This is a genomic window from Pseudomonas sp. F220, from assembly GCF_057813935.1.
Map to the genome: position 1 here is coordinate 75,332 of NZ_JBVASJ010000001.1, position 17,547 is coordinate 92,878.

Consider the following 17,547-nt stretch of genomic DNA (forward strand, 5'->3'; position numbering starts at 1 on the left):
CCTGCTTTGTCCGAAGGCATGAAAAGCCTGCCCGTCGGAACGTACAGTTTGAGGAATATAGATGCTGCCCTGGCTGACAGTAGTGGGAATCGGCGAAGACGGCTTCAGCGGTCTGGGCAAGAGCGCCCGACGCGCTCTGCTGGGCGCTTCACGGATTTTTGGCGGCCAGCGGCAACTGGATTTGTTGCCGGTGTGCATCCGTGGTGAGCGTCAACTGTGGTCCAGCCCGTTCTCCCTGGAGCCAGTGCTGGCGCAGCGCGGCGAGCCAGTCTGCGTACTGGCCAGCGGTGACCCCATGCTATTCGGCGTCGGCGCGAGCCTGGCGCGGCAGGTGGCAGGCGATGAGATGCAGGTGTTGTCCGCGCCGTCCTCCTATTCACTGGCGGCGGCTCGATTGGGCTGGCCGCTGCAAGAGGTGGTGACGCTCTCGGTGGTCGCCCGCCCGGTCGCGGCGCTGAGCGCACAACTCTTTAGCGGCGTTCGCCTGCTGGTACTGAGCAACGACGGCCAAAGCCCCGCCACCATCGCCGCGCTGTTACGTGAGCGGGGGTTCGGGCCGAGCCGGATCACGGTGCTGGAGCATTTGGGTGGCCCCGCTGAACGACGTGTCGACGGCATCGCCAACAACTGGAGCGAGGCGTCCATCGCAGATCTGAACCTGGTCGCCATAGACTGTCTCGCCGACCCCAGTGCACCACGGTTGTCGCGACTCGCCGGGTTGCCGGATTCAGCCTTCAAACACGATGGGCAACTGACCAAACGTGACGTTCGCGCCATCACCCTCGCCCGTCTGGCCCCGGTGCCTGGCGAGTTGCTGTGGGATGTCGGCGCCGGCAGCGGCTCGATCAGCATTGAATGGATGCGCGCTCACCCCAGCTGTCGCGCCTTGGCCATCGAGGCCGATGACGGTCGTCAGCAACTGATCGAACATAATCGCGATGCCCTCGGCGTGCCCGGGTTGCAATTGATTCGCGGCAGCGCGCCGCAAGCGCTGGCAGGTCTGGAGCGACCGGATGCAATTTTCATTGGCGGCGGCGTCACCCGCGATGGCGTGCTCGATACGTGTTGGGAGCAGCTGCGCCCCGGTGGCCGGTTGATCGCCAACGCCGTCACCTTGCAAAGCGAAATGACCTTGATGGCTTGGCGCGAACAGCATGGCGGTGAACTGACCCGCATTCATATCGCTCAAGCACAGCCCTTGGGAGATTTCGATACCTGGCGCCAGGCGTTGCCGATTACGCTATTAGAAGTGACGAAACCCTTCGATGCGTGACGAAACCGCCGAACAACCCGCACCGCTGCGCAGCGGCCTGACCACTGGCAGCTGCGCCACCGCCACCAGCCTCGCCGCCGCCCGGTTGTTGCTCAGCGGTATCAGTAACGATGCCGTGGAAATCGTCCTGCCCAAAGGCAAGTACGTGCAGATGCGCCTGGAGTTTTGCCGCCTGACCGAAGACGGCGCCGAAGCCGGAACAATCAAGGATGCTGGCGATGATCCGGACGTCACCCACGGCGCGTTGCTCTATTCCCACGTGCGTTTGAGTGCCGAACCAGGCATACGTTTCAGTGCAGGATTTGGCGTTGGCACGGTCACTCGGCCGGGATTGGTTTTGGGCGTCGGCGAACCGGCGATCAACCCGGTGCCGCGCAAGATGATCACCGATCACCTGCTGCAGTTGGCGCAAGAGCACCATTACGGCGGCGGTTTTGAGGTCACGGTCAACGTCGAGGGCGGCGAAGCCCTGGCACTGAAAACCATGAACCCACGGCTGGGCATCCTCGGCGGGCTGTCGATTCTCGGCACCAGCGGTATTGTCCGTCCGTTTTCCTGCGCGGCCTATATCGCCTCGATCCACCAAGGAATCGACGTCGCCACGACCAATGGTTTTATGCACATCGCTGCGTGCACCGGCAACGCCAGCGAAGACACCATGCGCCGCGTCTACGACTTACCGGAAATCGCCCTGATCGAAATGGGCGACTTCGTCGGTGCGGTGCTCAAGCACCTGCGCAAAGTGCCTGTGGATAAACTCAGCATTTGTGGCGGCTTCGGCAAGATCAGCAAACTCGCTGCCGGACACATGGACTTGCACAGCCGTCATTCGAGCATCGACCTACCGCAGCTGGCGCAATGGGCTGCGGACGTCGGTGCTGATGACACCTTGCAACACGCCATCCGCGAAGCCAATACCAGTCAACAAGCCTTGGCCATGGCCAGCGCCGCGGGCATCTCCCTTGGCGACGCCGTGTGCCAGCACGCGCTGGACTTCGCCCGCAGCGTGGTTCCTGCGCAGGTTCAAGTCGAGGTGTTTGCCATCGATCGTCAGGGCGGCATCGTCGGTCATGCCGGAGGTTTTCAATGAAACGTTTGCTGCTGCTCGGCGGCGTCACCGAAGCCTTGGCGATTGCCCGTACCCTTGGCCCGCAACATGTCTATAGCCTAGCGGGCGTCGGCCGCGTGCCGACTGACTTGACCTGCCAGGTCCGCGTCGGCGGCTATGGCGGCGCGACAGGCCTGGCACAGTTTATCCAGGACGAAGGCATCGACTTGCTGCTGGACGCCACCCATCCCTACGCCGCGCAAATCAGCCAGAACGCCGCGACCGCTGCGCAACTGAGTGGCATCCCCTGTTGGGCACTACGACGCCCGGCGTGGCAAGCACAGGCGGGTGATGACTGGCGGGAAGTCAGCGATTGGGCCGAGTTGGTTGAAGCGCTCAAACCCTTCAAACGTCCGCTGTTCACCCTTGGTCGCGAGCCGTTGCAGCATCTGGATGAAATCCCGGACGGGCAATTCTGGACCTTGCGCGCGCTCGATCCGTATCCCGGCAATGAGCGCTGCGAAGTCATCGGCGCTCGCGGGCCTTTTTTGATCGACGATGAGCGGATGCTGTTCGAACGGTGCCAGATCGATGTGCTGATCAGCAAAAACAGCGGCAGCACTGCCACCGAGCCCAAGCTGGAAGTGGCGCGGGAACGTGGGGTCCCGGTGTTGATTTTGAAAAGGCCGGAGTTGGGGGGGGTTGAGCGGGAGTTTGGGACTGTCGCCAATACGCTCGAGGCGCTGACACAGCAAGGTTATCTGCTACCCCATTAAACTTCTGTGCGGCAGTCATCATTGCGAGTGCTGCGCACTCGATCGCAGGCAAGCCAGCTCCCACATTGGACCGCGTCGATCACGACACCTGTGCCGGGCCAAAACCGGTATTCGCCCAGGCATTACGAATCGAAGCCGCTACACTCTTTCGAAACGGTGAGCCAGAAGTCGCGCGCAGGCCTTTGCAGCTGCTGACCAAAGCACTGCGACACCAAACCGCACGCGGTCTTTTTACTTATCGCCCTTGATCAGGCTAAATACCCCGCTTGATCGTCCACCTCAACGGATCTGACCGATGTCCCGACAACGGCTTGCACTTGCCTGGATCGCCTGCTTCGCAGTGCTGTTCAACATGCTCGCCATGCCGATTTCCGGGGCGATGGCACAGGCTGCGAATCAGTCACCTGCCGAGCAGTTGTTGTGGGGCAGTTTCTGCTCTTCCAGTGGCACCAGACTGGTGGCGATTTCGCTGGGTACGTTTGAGCAAAAAGCGCCGCAAAACGACGATCACTCCAACATGCAGCATTGCTGGTGCTGTTCGGGCTCGGCGCCGTTGGTGGCGTTGCCGGGGCATGTGCCGCAGCTGTATTTCGCTCGATTTGAATCCAGCCAAAGCCTGCCATCTTACTCACTCGAAACACCCACACCGCGCCAGCAATGGCCGAGTCTCAATCCCCGCGCTTCCCCTCTGGTCTGATTCCTACTCGCAATTGATCTGCGTTTTGAATCGTTCTGGAGAACTGCCATGTTGAAACAATCCCTGGTGAAGCAGTCTTTGCTTCTCGCCGCGTTGCTGTTGCCTGCCTGCTTTGCCAATGCTCACGAATACGCTGCCGGCGAGTTGCACATCGCTCATCCGTGGTCGCAGGAGCTGCCGCCGAATGCCCCGACTGTCGCGGCTTATTTCGTCATTCACAACAACGGTAAAACCGCAGACCGCCTGCTCAGCGTGGCCTCGCCGATTGCAGGCCTGGCTCAGCTGCACGAGCATGTGATGCAAGGCGATCTGATGAAAATGCAGCAAGTGCCCAGCGTGGAAATTCCTGCCGGCGGTGAGATCACCTTCGCTCCGATGGCGTATCACGTGATGCTCCTGGAGCTCAAAGACCGCAGCCTGCTGATCGACGGAAAGCGCTTCCCGCTGACCCTGCATTTCGAAAAGTCCGGTGACGTAACGGTTGAGGTCGCAGTGCAGAAACAAGCGCCCGATGGCATGCAAGAGCACATGCACGCCCAGTAATCACAGACCACAACACCTGTGAACGTCCTGCGCTCGCCAAGCGTCAGGCGATCAGTGCCGCCTCGACACTCATTGCGAGTCAAACGCGGCAGCTGGATCAGCCTGTTCGCCATGCTGATGATCTTTATCGGTCCGCTGATTTCCCAAGCGATGCCGATGAATCATGCCATGCCGATGAACATGTCGATGGACATGCGCATGGACGAGCCCGGCTGCCACGGCTCTTCGCAACACGACTCAAAACCCGCCAAGGCGCCTGCCGAGCATCAAATGCTCTGGGAGAAGTGCGGGTACTGCAGTCTGCTGTTCAACTGTCCTGCGCTGCCCGGCAGCCAGTCATTCGCGGTGTTCAATACTCCGCCGCCTACTGGTTTCATCAGCCCTTCCCCGCGCCTGGGTCATGCCCGGCAGACGGTCTTCCCCGGTGCCCGCACCCGCGCCCCGCCCATCGTCACGTAAGCACCCGCACCCCACATCACCCGGCCGACTGTAGAAAAGACAGCCGCAGGCTGCTGGCCGTGTTGTTTACGATTGATTGATGGAACCTTTATGTCCAGGTTTTCTGCTGACACCCGCTTGCGCTTTACTCCGGCACATTCTCTTTTGGCCCTGAACGAGCCAGGTCTTCGCTTCAAACAGGCCATCGCCGTACTCTGCGGCGCGCTGCTGACACCGCTGGTTTTGGCGGCCGAGCAAGCCGATGAACACGCCCAAGATACAAACGAATTGAGCCCGACGGTGATCACCGCCATCGCCCCTAGCTCGCCGCTGACGGTGGTCACCAACCCGAAAGACCCGCGTCAACCCGTGCCGGCGAGCGACGGTGGCGACTACCTGAAGACCATTCCCGGCTTTGCCTTGGTGCGCAACGGCGGCACCAACGGCGACCCGGTGCTGCGCGGCATGTTCGGCTCGCGGCTGAACATCCTCACCAATGGCGGCATGATACTCGGCGCCTGTCCCGGCCGAATGGACGCGCCGACCTCGTATATTTCACCGGAAACCTACGACCGCCTGACGGTGATCAAAGGCCCGCAAACTGTGCTCTGGGGCCCCGGCGCGTCCGCCGGGACGGTGCTCTTTGATCGTGAACCGGAGAGTTTCGGCGAGTTGGGCACACGGGTGAATGCCAGCGTGCTGGCCGGCTCCAATGGCCGCTTCGATAAAGTCGTCGATGCGGCCGCTGGCGGCCCGCTGGGTTATGTCCGGGTGATCGGCAATCAGGCCCACTCCGATGATTACAAGGACGGCAACAACGACACCGTGCCGTCACGCTATGACAAGTGGAACGGCGACGTCGCGGTCGGTTGGACCCCGGACGCCGATACCCTACTGGAGCTGACGGCTGGCAAGGGTGATGGCGAGGCGCGTTCTGCCGGTCGCGGCATGGACGGTTCACAGTTCAAGCGCGAGAGCCTGGGGCTGCGCTTCGAAAAGTCCAATATCGGTGACGTGCTGGATAAGGTCGAAGCCCAGGTCTACTACAACTACGCCGACCACGTGATGGACAACTACACCCTGCGCACACCCTCCGGTACCGGGATGATGGCCGGGCCCATGGCCTCCAACGTCGACCGGCGCACCCTCGGCGCACGGATCAAAGCCACCTGGCGCTGGGCCGATGTGCAGTTGATCAGCGGCATCGATGCGCAGACCAACGAACACCGTCAGCGCGCCAGCATGGGGATTAACACCTATCAGGACTTGCCGCGCAACAAGGACGCCGACTTCCACAACTACGGGGTCTTCAGCGAACTGACCTGGTACGCCGCCGACCGTGATCGAGTGATCACCGGCGCGCGTCTGGACCGCGCTGCAGCCAAGGATTTGCGCCAGACCACGGGCTCCGGGATGATGGCCAAGCCGAACCCGACCGCCGACGAAACCCGCGCCGACACGCTGCCCAGCGGCTTTGTGCGCTACGAGCACGACCTGGCCGACAGCCCGACCACACTCTACGCAGGGCTAGGTCATGTGCAGCGCTTTGCGGATTACTGGGAGCTGTTCTCGCCCAAGTCCGGGCCCGTCGGCTCAGTGAATGCCTTCGACTCGATCAAGCCGGAAAAGACCACCCAGCTCGACTTCGGCCTGCAGTACAAAACCGAGGAGCTCCAAGCTTGGGCCTCCGGCTATGTCGGGCAAGTGCGTGATTACATCCTGTTCGACTATACGCCCGGGATGATGGGCGCGACCTCGCAAGCCGAGAACATCGACGCGCGGATCATGGGCGGCGAGCTCGGTGCGGCGTACCAACTCACGTCCAACTGGAAGGCCGATGCGACCCTCGCCTACGCCTGGGGCAAGAACAGCAGCGATGGCAATGCCCTGCCGCAAATGCCGCCACTGGATACGCGTTTCGGCCTGACTTACAGCCAGGACAACTGGAGTGCCGGCGCCTTGTGGCGGGTGGTCGCAGCGCAAAACCGCATCGATCAGAACAAAGGCAACGTGGTCGGCAAGGACTTCGACACAAGCTCAGGCTTCGGTGTGTTCTCGCTTAACGGCGCGTACCGCATCAACAAAAACTTCAAGGTCAGCACGGGCGTCGACAACCTGTTCGGCAAGGCGTACTCCGAGCACCTGAACCTGGCCGGGAATGCCGGGTTCGGTTTCCCGGCCAATGACCCGCAAGCCATCAACGAACCGGGGCGCACGCTCTGGACCAAGGTGGATATGAGTTTCTAGAAGCAAAAAGACATCGCCCCCTGTAGCAGTTGCCGAAGGCTACGTTCGGCTGCGCAGCGGTCGTAATTCAGGCGACGCCTTCTACCTGAATAACCGCGTTCTGCGGTTCTACGACTGCTTCGCAGCCGAACGCAGGCTTCGCCAGCTGCTACAGGAGTATGCGATTGAGCTCGAAAATACATATTGATGAAGTGGCCGTAACGCGGTCGCAAAAAAAACAACAGATCCATGCCAAAGCGGAGCGCTCCTGATGAGTCAACCTAAAGTGTCTTTCTACAACCTGGCCTGGCGTTGGCATTTCTATGCCGGGCTGTTCGTCGCGCCGTTCATGGTGATGCTGGCCCTGACCGGGATCATCTACCTGTTCAAGCCCCAGCTCGACCCGTTGATGTACGGCAACCTGCTGAACGTCCCGGCCGGGCATCACAACCTCAGTGCCGACGAACAACTTCGACGCGTGCAGATCGCTTATCCACAGGGGCAGATCAAGCAATACCTGCCGCCGGTCAACGCGGAACGTAGCGCACAGTTCGTGGTGCAAAACGACGGTCATGAACTGAACGTCTTCATCGATCCGTATCGCGGAGAAGTCCTCGGCGACCAGGACGCCAAGAAAAACCTGCAAGCCATCGCCCGCGCCATTCATGGCGAGTTAATGATCGGCACCGTGGGTGATCGGTTGGTCGAGCTAGCGGCTGGCTGGGGCATCATGCTGGTGGTTTCCGGCCTGTACCTGTGGTGGCCGCGAGGCAAGTCGTCGGCCGGCGTGTTATGGCCGCGATTGAGCAATCGCGGGCGCTTGTTCTGGCGCGACCTGCATGCGGTGACCGGTTTCTGGGGCGCGGCATTTCTGCTGGTGATGCTGCTCAGTGGCATGACCTGGACCGGCTTCTGGGGCAAGCAATACGCCGAGCTCTGGAACCGTTTCCCGGCGGCCATGTGGAACGAGGTGCCGAAGTCCGATCAAGAGGCTCGCAGCCTCAATACCCCGACGCGTCAGACCGTGCCGTGGGCCATGGAAAACACACCGATGCCGATGTCCGGCGACCATGCCGAACACATGGCTCACACAGGCAACTCAACCGCTGCGGCCGCGCCGACAATCTCGTTGCAAGACGTGCAGAACATTGCCGTCCAACGTCAGGTAGAACCGGGCTACAGCATCACCTTCCCGACCACCGCCACGGGTGTTTTCACCATCGCCGTGTTCGCCGACGACCCACGCAACGACGCGACGCTGCATGTCGATCAATACACCGGCCGCGTACTTGCCGATGTGCGTTGGCAGCACTACAGCAACGTCGCCCGCACCACGGAAATGGGCGTGATGCTGCATGAAGGCAAGATGTTCGGAGCGTTCAATCAGATCGTGGTCCTGCTGGTGTGCCTGATGATTTTGCTCAGCGCCGTCAGCGGTATGGTGATCTGGTGGAAGCGCCGTCCACAAGGTCGGCTCGGTGTTCCGCCATTGCGCCATGACCTGCCGAAGTGGAAAACCGCGATGCTCATCATGTTCGCATTGGCCGTGGCATTTCCGTTGGTGGGGGCGTCGTTGATCGTGGTGTGGCTCTTCGATCGGGTACTGCTGTCACGACGAACGGGGAAAACCGAGTCGGCCTCATCTTCAACCTGAAGACTGCGAGATACATGAAAAGGCTTTGTAGGCCCTACAATGCCGGCCCGCAAAATTTCTCAACGAAAAGAAAACCGCATGACCTCGCTGAACCTCACCAACCTGACCTGGACACCTCTAGGCCATGGCCATTGTCATCACCAGTTTCAACTGCGTGAGGCCAACCTGCAGGTGGCCGCGGGTGAGTTCGTTGGTTTGATCGGGCCTAACGGCAGCGGCAAAACCAGCCTGTTGCGTTGTGCTTATCGCTTCAGCAAACCGGAAAGCGGCGAGGTCAAACTCGAACATCACAATGTATGGAAGCAGTCGCCTCGCTGGTGCGCGCAACGCATCGCGGTGGTGCTGCAAGAATTCCCCGATGCCTTTGGCCTGACTGTCGATGAAGTGGTCGCCATGGGGCGCACGCCGCACAAAGCTCTGTTCGACGGCGACACCCGGGAAGACCGCCGCATCAGCCGGCAAGCGCTGGAATCGGTCGGCCTGCTGGGCTTCGAGGACCACGCTTTCGCCACCTTGTCCGGCGGTGAAAAGCAGCGGGTAATCCTCGCCCGCGCCCTGGCTCAGCAACCGCAGTTGCTGATCCTCGACGAGCCGACCAACCACCTCGACCCACGCTATCAACTGGAGTTGTTGCAACTGGTCAAACGCTTGCGGATCGGCACCCTCGCCAGCATCCACGACCTGAATCTCGCTGCAGCATTTTGTGATCGGCTGTACGTCATCAACGGCGGGCGCATCGTCGCCAGCGGTACACCGAGCGAAGTGCTGACCGTCCCCTTGCTGCGCGAGGTGTTCGGTGTCGAGGCCCTGATCGATCAACATCCGCTGTCCGGCTACCCACGAATCACCTGGATAACCCAACCATGATTTTGCGTTCCCTGCTGCGTACCAGCCTGTCCATCGCTTTGCTATCGGGCACGGCCCAAGCATTCGCCGAGGCCACCCATTACCCGCTGACGATCCAGAGCTGCAACCGGCAGGTGACCTTTAAGCATGCGCCGAAACACGCCCTCAGTCACGACATCAACATGACTCAAATGATGCTCGCCCTCGGCCTCAAGCCGAGCATGGCCGGGTACAGCGGCATCAGTGGCTGGAAAGCCGTGACACCCGAGATGCAGACCATCCTCGACGGTTTGCCGGAACTGGCGAGCAAATATCCGTCGGTGGAAACCCTGCTCAACGCCAACGTCGATTTCTTCTTCGCCGGTTGGGATTACGGCATGCGCGTGGGCGGCGATCTGACGCCGCAGACCCTCCGCCCGCTGGGGATCAACGTCTACGAACTGACCGAGTCCTGCGCCTTCGTGATGAAGCGTCCGCCGGCCACGCTGGAGGACACTTACAACGACCTGCGCAACCTCGGGAAGATTTTCGACGTGCAGGACCGCGCCAACCAGTTGATCGCGCAGATGCAGGAACAGGTCGCCGACGTTCAGAAGGACCTGCCTGCCGAAAAACCCAGGGTGTTCCTCTACGACAGCGGCGAAGACCGCGCCATGACTTCCGGCCGCCTCGGTATGCCACAAGCGCTGATCGACGCCGCTGGCGGGCGCAACATACTCGATGACGTCGACGCCAGCTGGACCCGGGTCAACTGGGAGAATGTAGTCGAGCGCAATCCGCAAGTGATCGTGATCGTCGACTATGGCGAAGTCAGCGCCGAGCAAAAGCAGCAGTTCCTGGAAAACAACCCGGCGCTGCAATCGGTGGACGCGATCAAAAATCAGCGTTTCATCGTCATCCCCTATGTCCAGGCCACACCGGGAATCGACAACGTCGCGGCGATTGAAACCATGGCCAAGGGTTTCCACGGCGAATGATCAATCGTCGTTATGCCTTGCTGCTGATCAGTCTCGGCGCGCTGCTGCTGGTGTCCTGCGTGGTCTCGCTCGGTTTTGGTTCGGCCCGGGTGCCGGTGGACGTGGTCTGGCGGATCCTGCTGTACAAGGCGTTCGGTCTCGGCGAAGTGAGCTGGAGTGCCGGGCAGGAACACATCGTCTGGCTGATTCGCGTGCCGCGGATGTTGCTCGGTGCGCTGGTGGGCGCCGGCCTGGCATTGATTGGCGCGGTGCTGCAAGCGGTAACCCGCAACCCGCTGGCCGACCCACACCTGCTGGGCGTGACTTCCGGCGCCACGCTGGGCGCAGTGATCGTGGTGCTGCATGTCGGCGAAATCGTCGGGCTGCTGACCCTGCCGATCGCGGCGTTTATCGGTGCATTGCTGAGCATGCTGGTGGTCCTGGCCATTGCCAATCGCAATGGTCGTCTGGACAGTGATCGCCTGCTGCTGTGCGGCGTCGCGGTGTCCTTCGTGATGATGGCAATCGCCAACCTGCTGTTGTTTCTTGGCGATCACCGGGCAAGCTCGGCGGTGATGTTCTGGATGCTCGGTGGCCTCGGTCTGGCGCGCTGGGAACTGCTGGCGATTCCTGCCGCCAGCGTATTGCTCGGGCTGATTTTGCTGCTGGGCATGGCGCGCCCGCTGAACGCCTTGATGGCCGGCGAACAGACGGCCGTGACCCTGGGTCAGAATGCCCGCACCGTGCGTTTGCGGGTGTTTTTGATCGCCTCGCTGATGACCGGCGTACTGGTATCCATCAGCGGTTCGATCGGTTTTGTCGGACTGATGGTGCCGCACATCGCCCGTCGATTGGTCGGCGCCGAACATCGGCGATTGCTGCCGGTGTGCGTGTTGCTCGGCAGTGTTTTTCTGGTGTGGGTCGATGTGGCGGCGCGCACGCTGATCGCGCCTGAAGACATGCCGATTGGCGTCGCTACCGCTGCGATTGGTGGTCTGTTCTTCATCGGTCTGATGCGCCGACGTTGAACCAGCACCGAACCTGTGGGAGCGAGCCTGCTCGCGATGGCGACGGCATCTCTAACATCACCGCGGCTGACACACCGCTATCGCGAGCAGGCTCGCTCCCACATTGAGCCAGTGTTGTCCGTAAGTTCTGCGCCCTAATGTGGCGCGCCTCAACGCACCAACGCGCCAGACACGTCCCTTCATGGTGCGCCGCCAAACGGCGCAACCCCTCTAATACGACATTTCCTTGCCTTTCGCCGACTGGGCACAGCCCTTGCAAAAGCTCCTTCAGCGTTCACATCTGCCAACCAAGAAAAATCTTAAATTCATGGAGATCGCACAATGAAGCGTCGTAGCTTGATCAAGGCTTTCACTCTGTCGGCATCGATTGCCGCAATGGGCATGACCTGGAGTATCCAGGCCGCCGAGACCATCAAGGTCGGGATCCTGCACTCGTTGTCGGGGACCATGGCGATCTCTGAAACCTCGCTTAAAGACATGGCGCTGATGACCATTGACGAGATCAACGCCAAGGGCGGCGTCAACGGCAAGATGCTGGAACCGGTGGTCGTGGATCCCGCCTCGAACTGGCCGCTGTTCGCCGAAAAAGGCCGGCAGTTGCTGACACAGGACAAGGTCGCCGTGGTGTTTGGCTGCTGGACCTCGGTGTCACGTAAATCGGTATTGCCGGTGTTCGAAGAACTCAACGGTCTGCTGTTCTACCCGGTGCAGTACGAAGGCGAAGAGATGTCGCCGAACGTCTTCTACACCGGCGCGGCACCGAACCAGCAGGCAATTCCGGCGGTGGAATACCTGATGAGCGAAGAAGGCGGCAGCGCCAAGCGTTACTTCCTGCTGGGCACCGACTACGTTTACCCGCGCACCACTAACAAAATCCTGCGCTCGTTCCTGCATTCCAAAGGCGTGGCGGACAAGGACATCGAAGAGGTCTACACCCCGTTCGGCCACAGCGATTACCAGACCATCGTCGCCAACATAAAAAAATTCTCGGCCGGCGGCAAGACTGCGGTGATCTCCACCGTGAACGGCGACTCCAACGTGCCGTTCTATAAAGAGCTGGCCAACCAGGGCCTGAAAGCCACCGACGTCCCGGTCGTGGCGTTCTCGGTCGGCGAAGAAGAGCTGCGCGGCATCGACACCAAGCCGCTGGTGGGCAACCTCGCCGCGTGGAACTACTTCGAATCGGTGGAGAACCCGGTCAACAAAAAATTCGTCGCCGACTGGAAAGCCTACGCCAAGAAACACAACCTGCCGGGCGCGGATAAAGCCGTGACCAACGACCCGATGGAAGCCACTTACGTCGGCATCCACATGTGGGCGCAGGCGGCGGAAAAGGCCAAGTCCACCGACGTCGACAAGGTTCGTGAAGCCCTGGCCGGCCAGACCTTCGCCGCGCCGTCGGGTTACACCCTGACCATGGACAAGACCAACCACCACCTGCACAAGCCGGTGATGATTGGCGAGATTCAAGCTGACGGTCAGTTCTCGGTGGTCTGGCAGACCGACGGCCCGATCCGCGCCGAGCCGTGGAGCCCGTTCATTCCGGGTAACGACAAGAGGCCGGATTATGCGGTGAAGAGCAACTGATCCGGGCCCCGAGCCTGATGCAATTCCCTGTAGGAGCGAGCTTGCTCGCGATCGGCCGCGAAGCGGTCGTAAAAACGGCCATAGCCGAAGGTCCTGCGGACCTTATCGCGAGCAAGCTCGCTCCTACAGTGTCCAGGTTTACCGCCAGGTAACCGGACACCTTCAAGGACATTGATATGCCCACTGCCCTCTACCGCTTCATCCTCGCCCTCGCGCTGTTATTGCCGATAGCCGCTCACGCCGGCGACGCCGAAGACTTCGTCGCGGCCAATCCCGTCCAGCAAGCCAAGCTGCTGGAGACCTGGGCCGCGCAGCCCGACCCAGCCCGTATCGAACTGATCAACGCCTTGCAACAAGGCCAGCTGACCCTCGACGGCGAAGCCAAAACTTTGCGTCTGAACAACCGCCTGCGCGGTCTGATCGACACCACGTTGGCCAGTCATCAACTGCTCGCCACTGACGCCAAGGTGCGTCTGACCGCCGCGCAGCAACTGCAAAAAAGTGCCAAACCGGCGCAGCTGAAACTCCTCGACCAGCAACTCGCCGGAGAAAAAGACGAAAGCGTTCACGCTGCTCTGAGCCTGGCGTTGGCTAACCTGCAACTGGTCGACAGTGATCCCGCCGTACGTCTGGCAGCCGTAAGGTTGCTTGGCGAAACCGGTGACCCGCTGGCCCGCACACGCCTTGAAGGCTTGCTGGAACCGGGGGTTGAAGCCGACGTGACGGTTCGCACTGCCGCCGAAACCAGCCTGGCACAGGTCAAACGCAAACTGATGGTCGGCGAGATGCTCGGTCAGGCTTTCAGCGGCATGTCCCTGGGTTCGATTCTGCTACTCGCGGCGCTCGGACTGGCGATCACTTTCGGCCTGCTCGGCGTCATCAACATGGCCCACGGCGAAATGCTGATGCTCGGTGCCTACTCGACTTATGTGGTGCAGTTGCTGCTCCAGCGCTTCGCCCCGCAAGCCATCGAGTTCTATCCGCTGGTGGCGCTGCCGGTGGCGTTTTTTGTGACGGCCGGGATCGGCATGATTCTCGAGCGCACGGTGATTCGCCACCTCTACGGCCGCCCTTTGGAAACCCTGCTGGCGACCTGGGGCATCAGCCTGATGTTGATCCAGTTGGTGCGTTTGGTGTTCGGTGCACAGAACGTCGAAGTCGCCAACCCGGCCTGGTTGTCTGGCGGCCTTCAAGTGCTGCCGAACCTGGTGCTGCCGTACAACCGCATCGTCATCATCGCGTTCGCCCTGTTCGTTGTGGTGCTGACCTGGTTGCTGTTGAACAAGACCCGCCTCGGCCTGAACGTGCGCGCGGTGACTCAGAACCGCAACATGGCCGCCTGCTGTGGCGTGCCCACCGGACGCGTGGACATGCTCGCCTTCGGCCTTGGTTCGGGCATCGCAGGGCTCGGCGGGGTCGCGTTGAGTCAGGTCGGCAACGTCGGACCGGACCTGGGCCAGAGCTACATCATCGATTCATTTCTGGTGGTGGTGCTCGGCGGTGTTGGCCAACTGGCCGGTAGCGTGCTGGCGGCCTTCAGCCTGGGCATCGCCAACAAGATTCTTGAACCGCAGATCGGCGCCGTGCTCGGCAAGATCCTGATCCTCGCGCTGATCATTCTGTTCATCCAGAAACGCCCGCAAGGACTCTTCGCACTGAAAGGACGGGTGATCGACTGATGAACCAGCCTCTGATGCTCACGGCTACGCAAAAAGCCGGACCAAAAGTCACTCTGATTGTCGGCGGAGTGATGCTCGCACTGCTGCTGGCGTTGCCACTGTTCTCCCTGTTGTCAGCGGATAATCCACTGCATGTCTCGGCGTATACCCTGACGCTGATGGGCAAGATTCTTTGCTACGCGATTGTCGCCTTGGCGCTGGATCTGGTCTGGGGTTACGCCGGGTTGCTGTCCCTTGGCCATGGCCTGTTCTTCGCCCTCGGTGGTTACGCCATGGGCATGTACTTGATGCGTCAGGCATCGGGCGATGAGTTGCCGGCGTTCATGACCTTTCTGTCGTGGACCGAGTTGCCCTGGTACTGGGCCGGCACCAGCAGCTTCCTTTGGGCGATGTGCCTGGTGGTGTTGGCGCCGGGTTTGCTGGCGTTGGTGTTCGGTTTTTTCGCCTTCCGCTCGCGGATCAAGGGCGTGTATTTCTCAATCATGACCCAGGCCCTGACCTTCGCCGGAATGCTGTTGTTCTTCCGTAATGAAACCGGTTTTGGCGGCAATAACGGCTTCACCAATTTCCGCAGCATTCTCGGTTTCGGCATCACCGAACCGAGCACTCGGGCAGTGCTATTTGTCGCCACGGTGCTGTTGCTGGTGGTCAGCCTGTTCATCGGCTGGCGCCTGGCGCAAAGCAAGTTTGGTCGGGTGCTGACGGCCCTGCGTGACGCGGAAAACCGTCTGATGTTCTGCGGTTATGACCCGCGCGGCTTCAAGCTGTTTGTCTGGGTGTTAAGCGCAGTGCTGTGCGGTTTGGCCGGTGCCTTGTACGTGCCGCAAGTGGGAATCATCAACCCCAGCGAAATGTCCCCGACCAACTCCATCGAAGCGGCAGTGTGGGTCGCCCTTGGCGGGCGTGGCACGCTGATCGGTCCGCTGCTTGGCGCGGGCGTGGTCAATGGCATGAAGAGCTGGTTCACCGTGGCGTTCCCTGAGTACTGGCTGTTCTTCCTCGGCGCACTGTTTATCGTGGTGACCCTGTACTTGCCCAAAGGCGTGATCGGCCTGCTGAAGAAAAGGGGCGAACAATGAGAATCACTGCGACGGCTGAATTCATGCTCGAACCGGTGTTTTTCCCACCGGAGCCCAATAAGGACGCCGGCAGCAGCCGCGACGCAATCGGCCTCGGCCAGCGTGCCGAGAAAGGCCTGAACACCCGCCACGGGACCATCCTGACCCTGGAAGACATCAGTGTCAGCTTCGATGGTTTCAAGGCCCTGAACGATTTGAACCTGTACATAGGCGTCGGCGAATTGCGCTGCATTATCGGCCCCAATGGCGCCGGCAAAACCACGCTGATGGACGTGATCACGGGCAAAACCCGGCCCAGCCACGGCAAGGCCTGGTTCGGCGAAACTCTCGATTTGACGCAGATGAGCGAAGTACAGATTGCCCAATCCGGAATCGGTCGCAAGTTCCAGAAGCCAACGGTGTTCGAAGCGTTGAGCGTGTTCGAAAACCTTGAACTGGCGCAGAAAACCGACAAGTCGGTCTGGGCCAGCCTGCGGGCCACACTCAATGGTGAGCAGAAAGATCGTATTGCCGAAGTGCTGGAGACGATCCGGTTGACCGCCTCAGTGCACCGTCCGGCAGGTTTGCTGTCGCACGGGCAAAAGCAGTTTCTCGAGATCGGCATGTTGTTGATGCAAGACCCGCAGCTACTGCTGCTCGACGAGCCGGTAGCAGGCATGACCGACGCCGAAACCGAATTCACTGCCGAGCTGTTCAAGAGTCTGGCTGGCAAGCATTCACTGATGGTGGTGGAACACGACATGGGCTTCGTCGGCTCGATTGCCGACCACGTCACTGTATTGCACCAAGGCAGTGTGCTGGCCGAAGGGTCGCTGGAGCAGGTGCAGGACAACGAGCGAGTGATTGAGGTTTATCTGGGCCGCTGAGGGTTGTGGAGGTTGCTTTTATGTGGGAGCGAGCTTGCTCGCGATGGACGTTAACGATAACGCGTGCTGTCTGAATGAACGCGTCGTCCTCAGGTTCATCGCGAGCAAGCTCGCTCCTACAAAGGGAATTGAGGAGAATTCAAACATGCTACAAGTCGACAAGCTGCACCAGTATTACGGCGGCAGCCACATCCTGCGGGGTCTGTCGTTTGACGTGAAAGTCGGTGAGGTCACCTGCCTGCTGGGGCGTAACGGCGTCGGCAAGACCACGCTACTCAAATGCCTGATGGGCCTGCTGCCCGCCAAAGAAGGCGCAGTGAACTGGGAAGGCAAAACCATCACCGGTTTCAAACCGCATCAGCGGGTCCACGCTGGAATCGCTTACGTGCCGCAAGGTCGGGAAATCTTCGGCCGGCTGACGGTGGAAGAGAACCTGTTGATGGGCCTGTCGCGATTCCCGGGCTCCGAGGCCAAGGAAGTTCCGGCGTTTATCTACGAGTTGTTCCCGGTATTGCTGCAAATGAAGCAACGCCGCGGCGGCGATTTGTCCGGCGGTCAGCAACAACAGTTGGCCATCGGCCGCGCCTTGGCCAGTCGTCCGCGACTGCTGATTCTCGATGAACCTACCGAAGGCATTCAGCCGTCGGTGATCAAGGAAATCAGCGCGGTGATCAAGAAGCTTGCGGCACGCGGCGACATGGCAATTTTGCTCGTCGAGCAGTTTTACGATTTCGCCGCCGAATTGGCCGATCAGTACCTGGTGATGTCCCGGGGCGAGATCGTCCAACAAGGCCGTGGCGAAAATATGGAAGCCGAAGGTGTGCGCGGGCTGGTTACGATCTAGTCTGTAG

General features: G+C 60.7%; 16 protein-coding genes. All 16 read left to right on the plus strand.

Going from position 1 to position 17,547, the window contains the following annotated elements; translation table 11 throughout:
• The first annotated feature begins 61 nt into the window (after positions 1 to 61).
• A complete protein-coding gene (gene cbiE, locus ACZYSM_RS00340; protein ID WP_489067731.1) occupies positions 62 to 1,273 on the plus strand; it encodes a precorrin-6y C5,15-methyltransferase (decarboxylating) subunit CbiE in 1,212 nt (403 codons plus the stop codon).
• Positions 1,266 to 2,363 (plus strand): cobalt-precorrin-5B (C(1))-methyltransferase, encoded by a 1,098-nt coding sequence (locus ACZYSM_RS00345; protein WP_489067733.1) that lies wholly within the window; start codon positions 1,266 to 1,268, stop codon positions 2,361 to 2,363. The genes cbiE and ACZYSM_RS00345 overlap by 8 nt, the downstream gene beginning before the upstream one ends.
• A complete protein-coding gene (locus ACZYSM_RS00350) occupies positions 2,360 to 3,097 on the plus strand; it encodes a cobalt-precorrin-6A reductase (RefSeq protein ID WP_489067735.1) in 738 nt (245 codons plus the stop codon). The genes ACZYSM_RS00345 and ACZYSM_RS00350 overlap by 4 nt, the downstream gene beginning before the upstream one ends.
• 295 nt (positions 3,098 to 3,392) lie before the next feature.
• Entirely contained in the window at positions 3,393 to 3,794 is a 402-nt protein-coding gene (locus ACZYSM_RS00355; protein ID WP_489067737.1) for a DUF2946 domain-containing protein, read from the plus strand.
• A gap of 48 nt (positions 3,795 to 3,842) precedes the next feature.
• Entirely contained in the window at positions 3,843 to 4,337 is a 495-nt protein-coding gene (locus tag ACZYSM_RS00360) for a copper chaperone PCu(A)C (protein ID WP_489067739.1), read from the plus strand.
• Between the two features lie 54 nt (positions 4,338 to 4,391).
• Positions 4,392 to 4,796 (plus strand): DUF2946 domain-containing protein, encoded by a 405-nt coding sequence (locus ACZYSM_RS00365; protein WP_489067741.1) that lies wholly within the window; start codon positions 4,392 to 4,394, stop codon positions 4,794 to 4,796.
• A 90-nt stretch (positions 4,797 to 4,886) separates the two neighbouring features.
• Positions 4,887 to 7,022, plus strand: a complete 2,136-nt coding sequence (locus ACZYSM_RS00370; RefSeq protein WP_489067743.1) for a TonB-dependent copper receptor — start codon at positions 4,887 to 4,889, stop codon at positions 7,020 to 7,022.
• Between the two features lie 250 nt (positions 7,023 to 7,272).
• On the plus strand, positions 7,273 to 8,655 hold the full coding sequence (locus ACZYSM_RS00375; protein ID WP_489067745.1) for a PepSY-associated TM helix domain-containing protein: 1,383 nt from the start codon (positions 7,273 to 7,275) through the stop codon (positions 8,653 to 8,655).
• A gap of 78 nt (positions 8,656 to 8,733) precedes the next feature.
• Positions 8,734 to 9,522: an ABC transporter ATP-binding protein gene (locus ACZYSM_RS00380; protein WP_489067747.1), complete on the plus strand. Its 789-nt coding sequence runs from the start codon at positions 8,734 to 8,736 to the stop codon at positions 9,520 to 9,522.
• Positions 9,519 to 10,478, plus strand: a complete 960-nt coding sequence (locus ACZYSM_RS00385; protein WP_489067749.1) for an ABC transporter substrate-binding protein — start codon at positions 9,519 to 9,521, stop codon at positions 10,476 to 10,478. Before ACZYSM_RS00380 ends, ACZYSM_RS00385 begins: the two co-directional genes overlap by 4 nt.
• Complete coding sequence (locus ACZYSM_RS00390; protein WP_489067751.1) at positions 10,475 to 11,485, plus strand: FecCD family ABC transporter permease; 1,011 nt, start codon at positions 10,475 to 10,477, stop codon at positions 11,483 to 11,485. The genes ACZYSM_RS00385 and ACZYSM_RS00390 overlap by 4 nt, the downstream gene beginning before the upstream one ends.
• 321 nt (positions 11,486 to 11,806) lie before the next feature.
• A complete protein-coding gene (gene urtA, locus ACZYSM_RS00395) occupies positions 11,807 to 13,072 on the plus strand; it encodes an urea ABC transporter substrate-binding protein (RefSeq protein WP_489067753.1) in 1,266 nt (421 codons plus the stop codon).
• A 176-nt stretch (positions 13,073 to 13,248) separates the two neighbouring features.
• Positions 13,249 to 14,751: an urea ABC transporter permease subunit UrtB gene (gene urtB / locus ACZYSM_RS00400; RefSeq protein ID WP_489067755.1), complete on the plus strand. Its 1,503-nt coding sequence runs from the start codon at positions 13,249 to 13,251 to the stop codon at positions 14,749 to 14,751.
• The gene (urtC, locus tag ACZYSM_RS00405) at positions 14,751 to 15,830 is read left to right on the plus strand and encodes an urea ABC transporter permease subunit UrtC (protein ID WP_489067757.1); all 1,080 of its coding nucleotides are present in this window, start codon (positions 14,751 to 14,753) and stop codon (positions 15,828 to 15,830) included. The genes urtB and urtC overlap by 1 nt, the downstream gene beginning before the upstream one ends.
• Positions 15,827 to 16,696, plus strand: coding sequence for an urea ABC transporter ATP-binding protein UrtD (urtD, locus tag ACZYSM_RS00410; RefSeq protein ID WP_489067759.1), 870 nt, complete (start codon positions 15,827 to 15,829; stop codon positions 16,694 to 16,696). Before urtC ends, urtD begins: the two co-directional genes overlap by 4 nt.
• 145 nt (positions 16,697 to 16,841) lie before the next feature.
• Positions 16,842 to 17,540, plus strand: a complete 699-nt coding sequence (urtE, locus tag ACZYSM_RS00415) for an urea ABC transporter ATP-binding subunit UrtE (protein ID WP_489067761.1) — start codon at positions 16,842 to 16,844, stop codon at positions 17,538 to 17,540.
• The last annotated feature ends 7 nt before the right edge of the window (positions 17,541 to 17,547 follow it).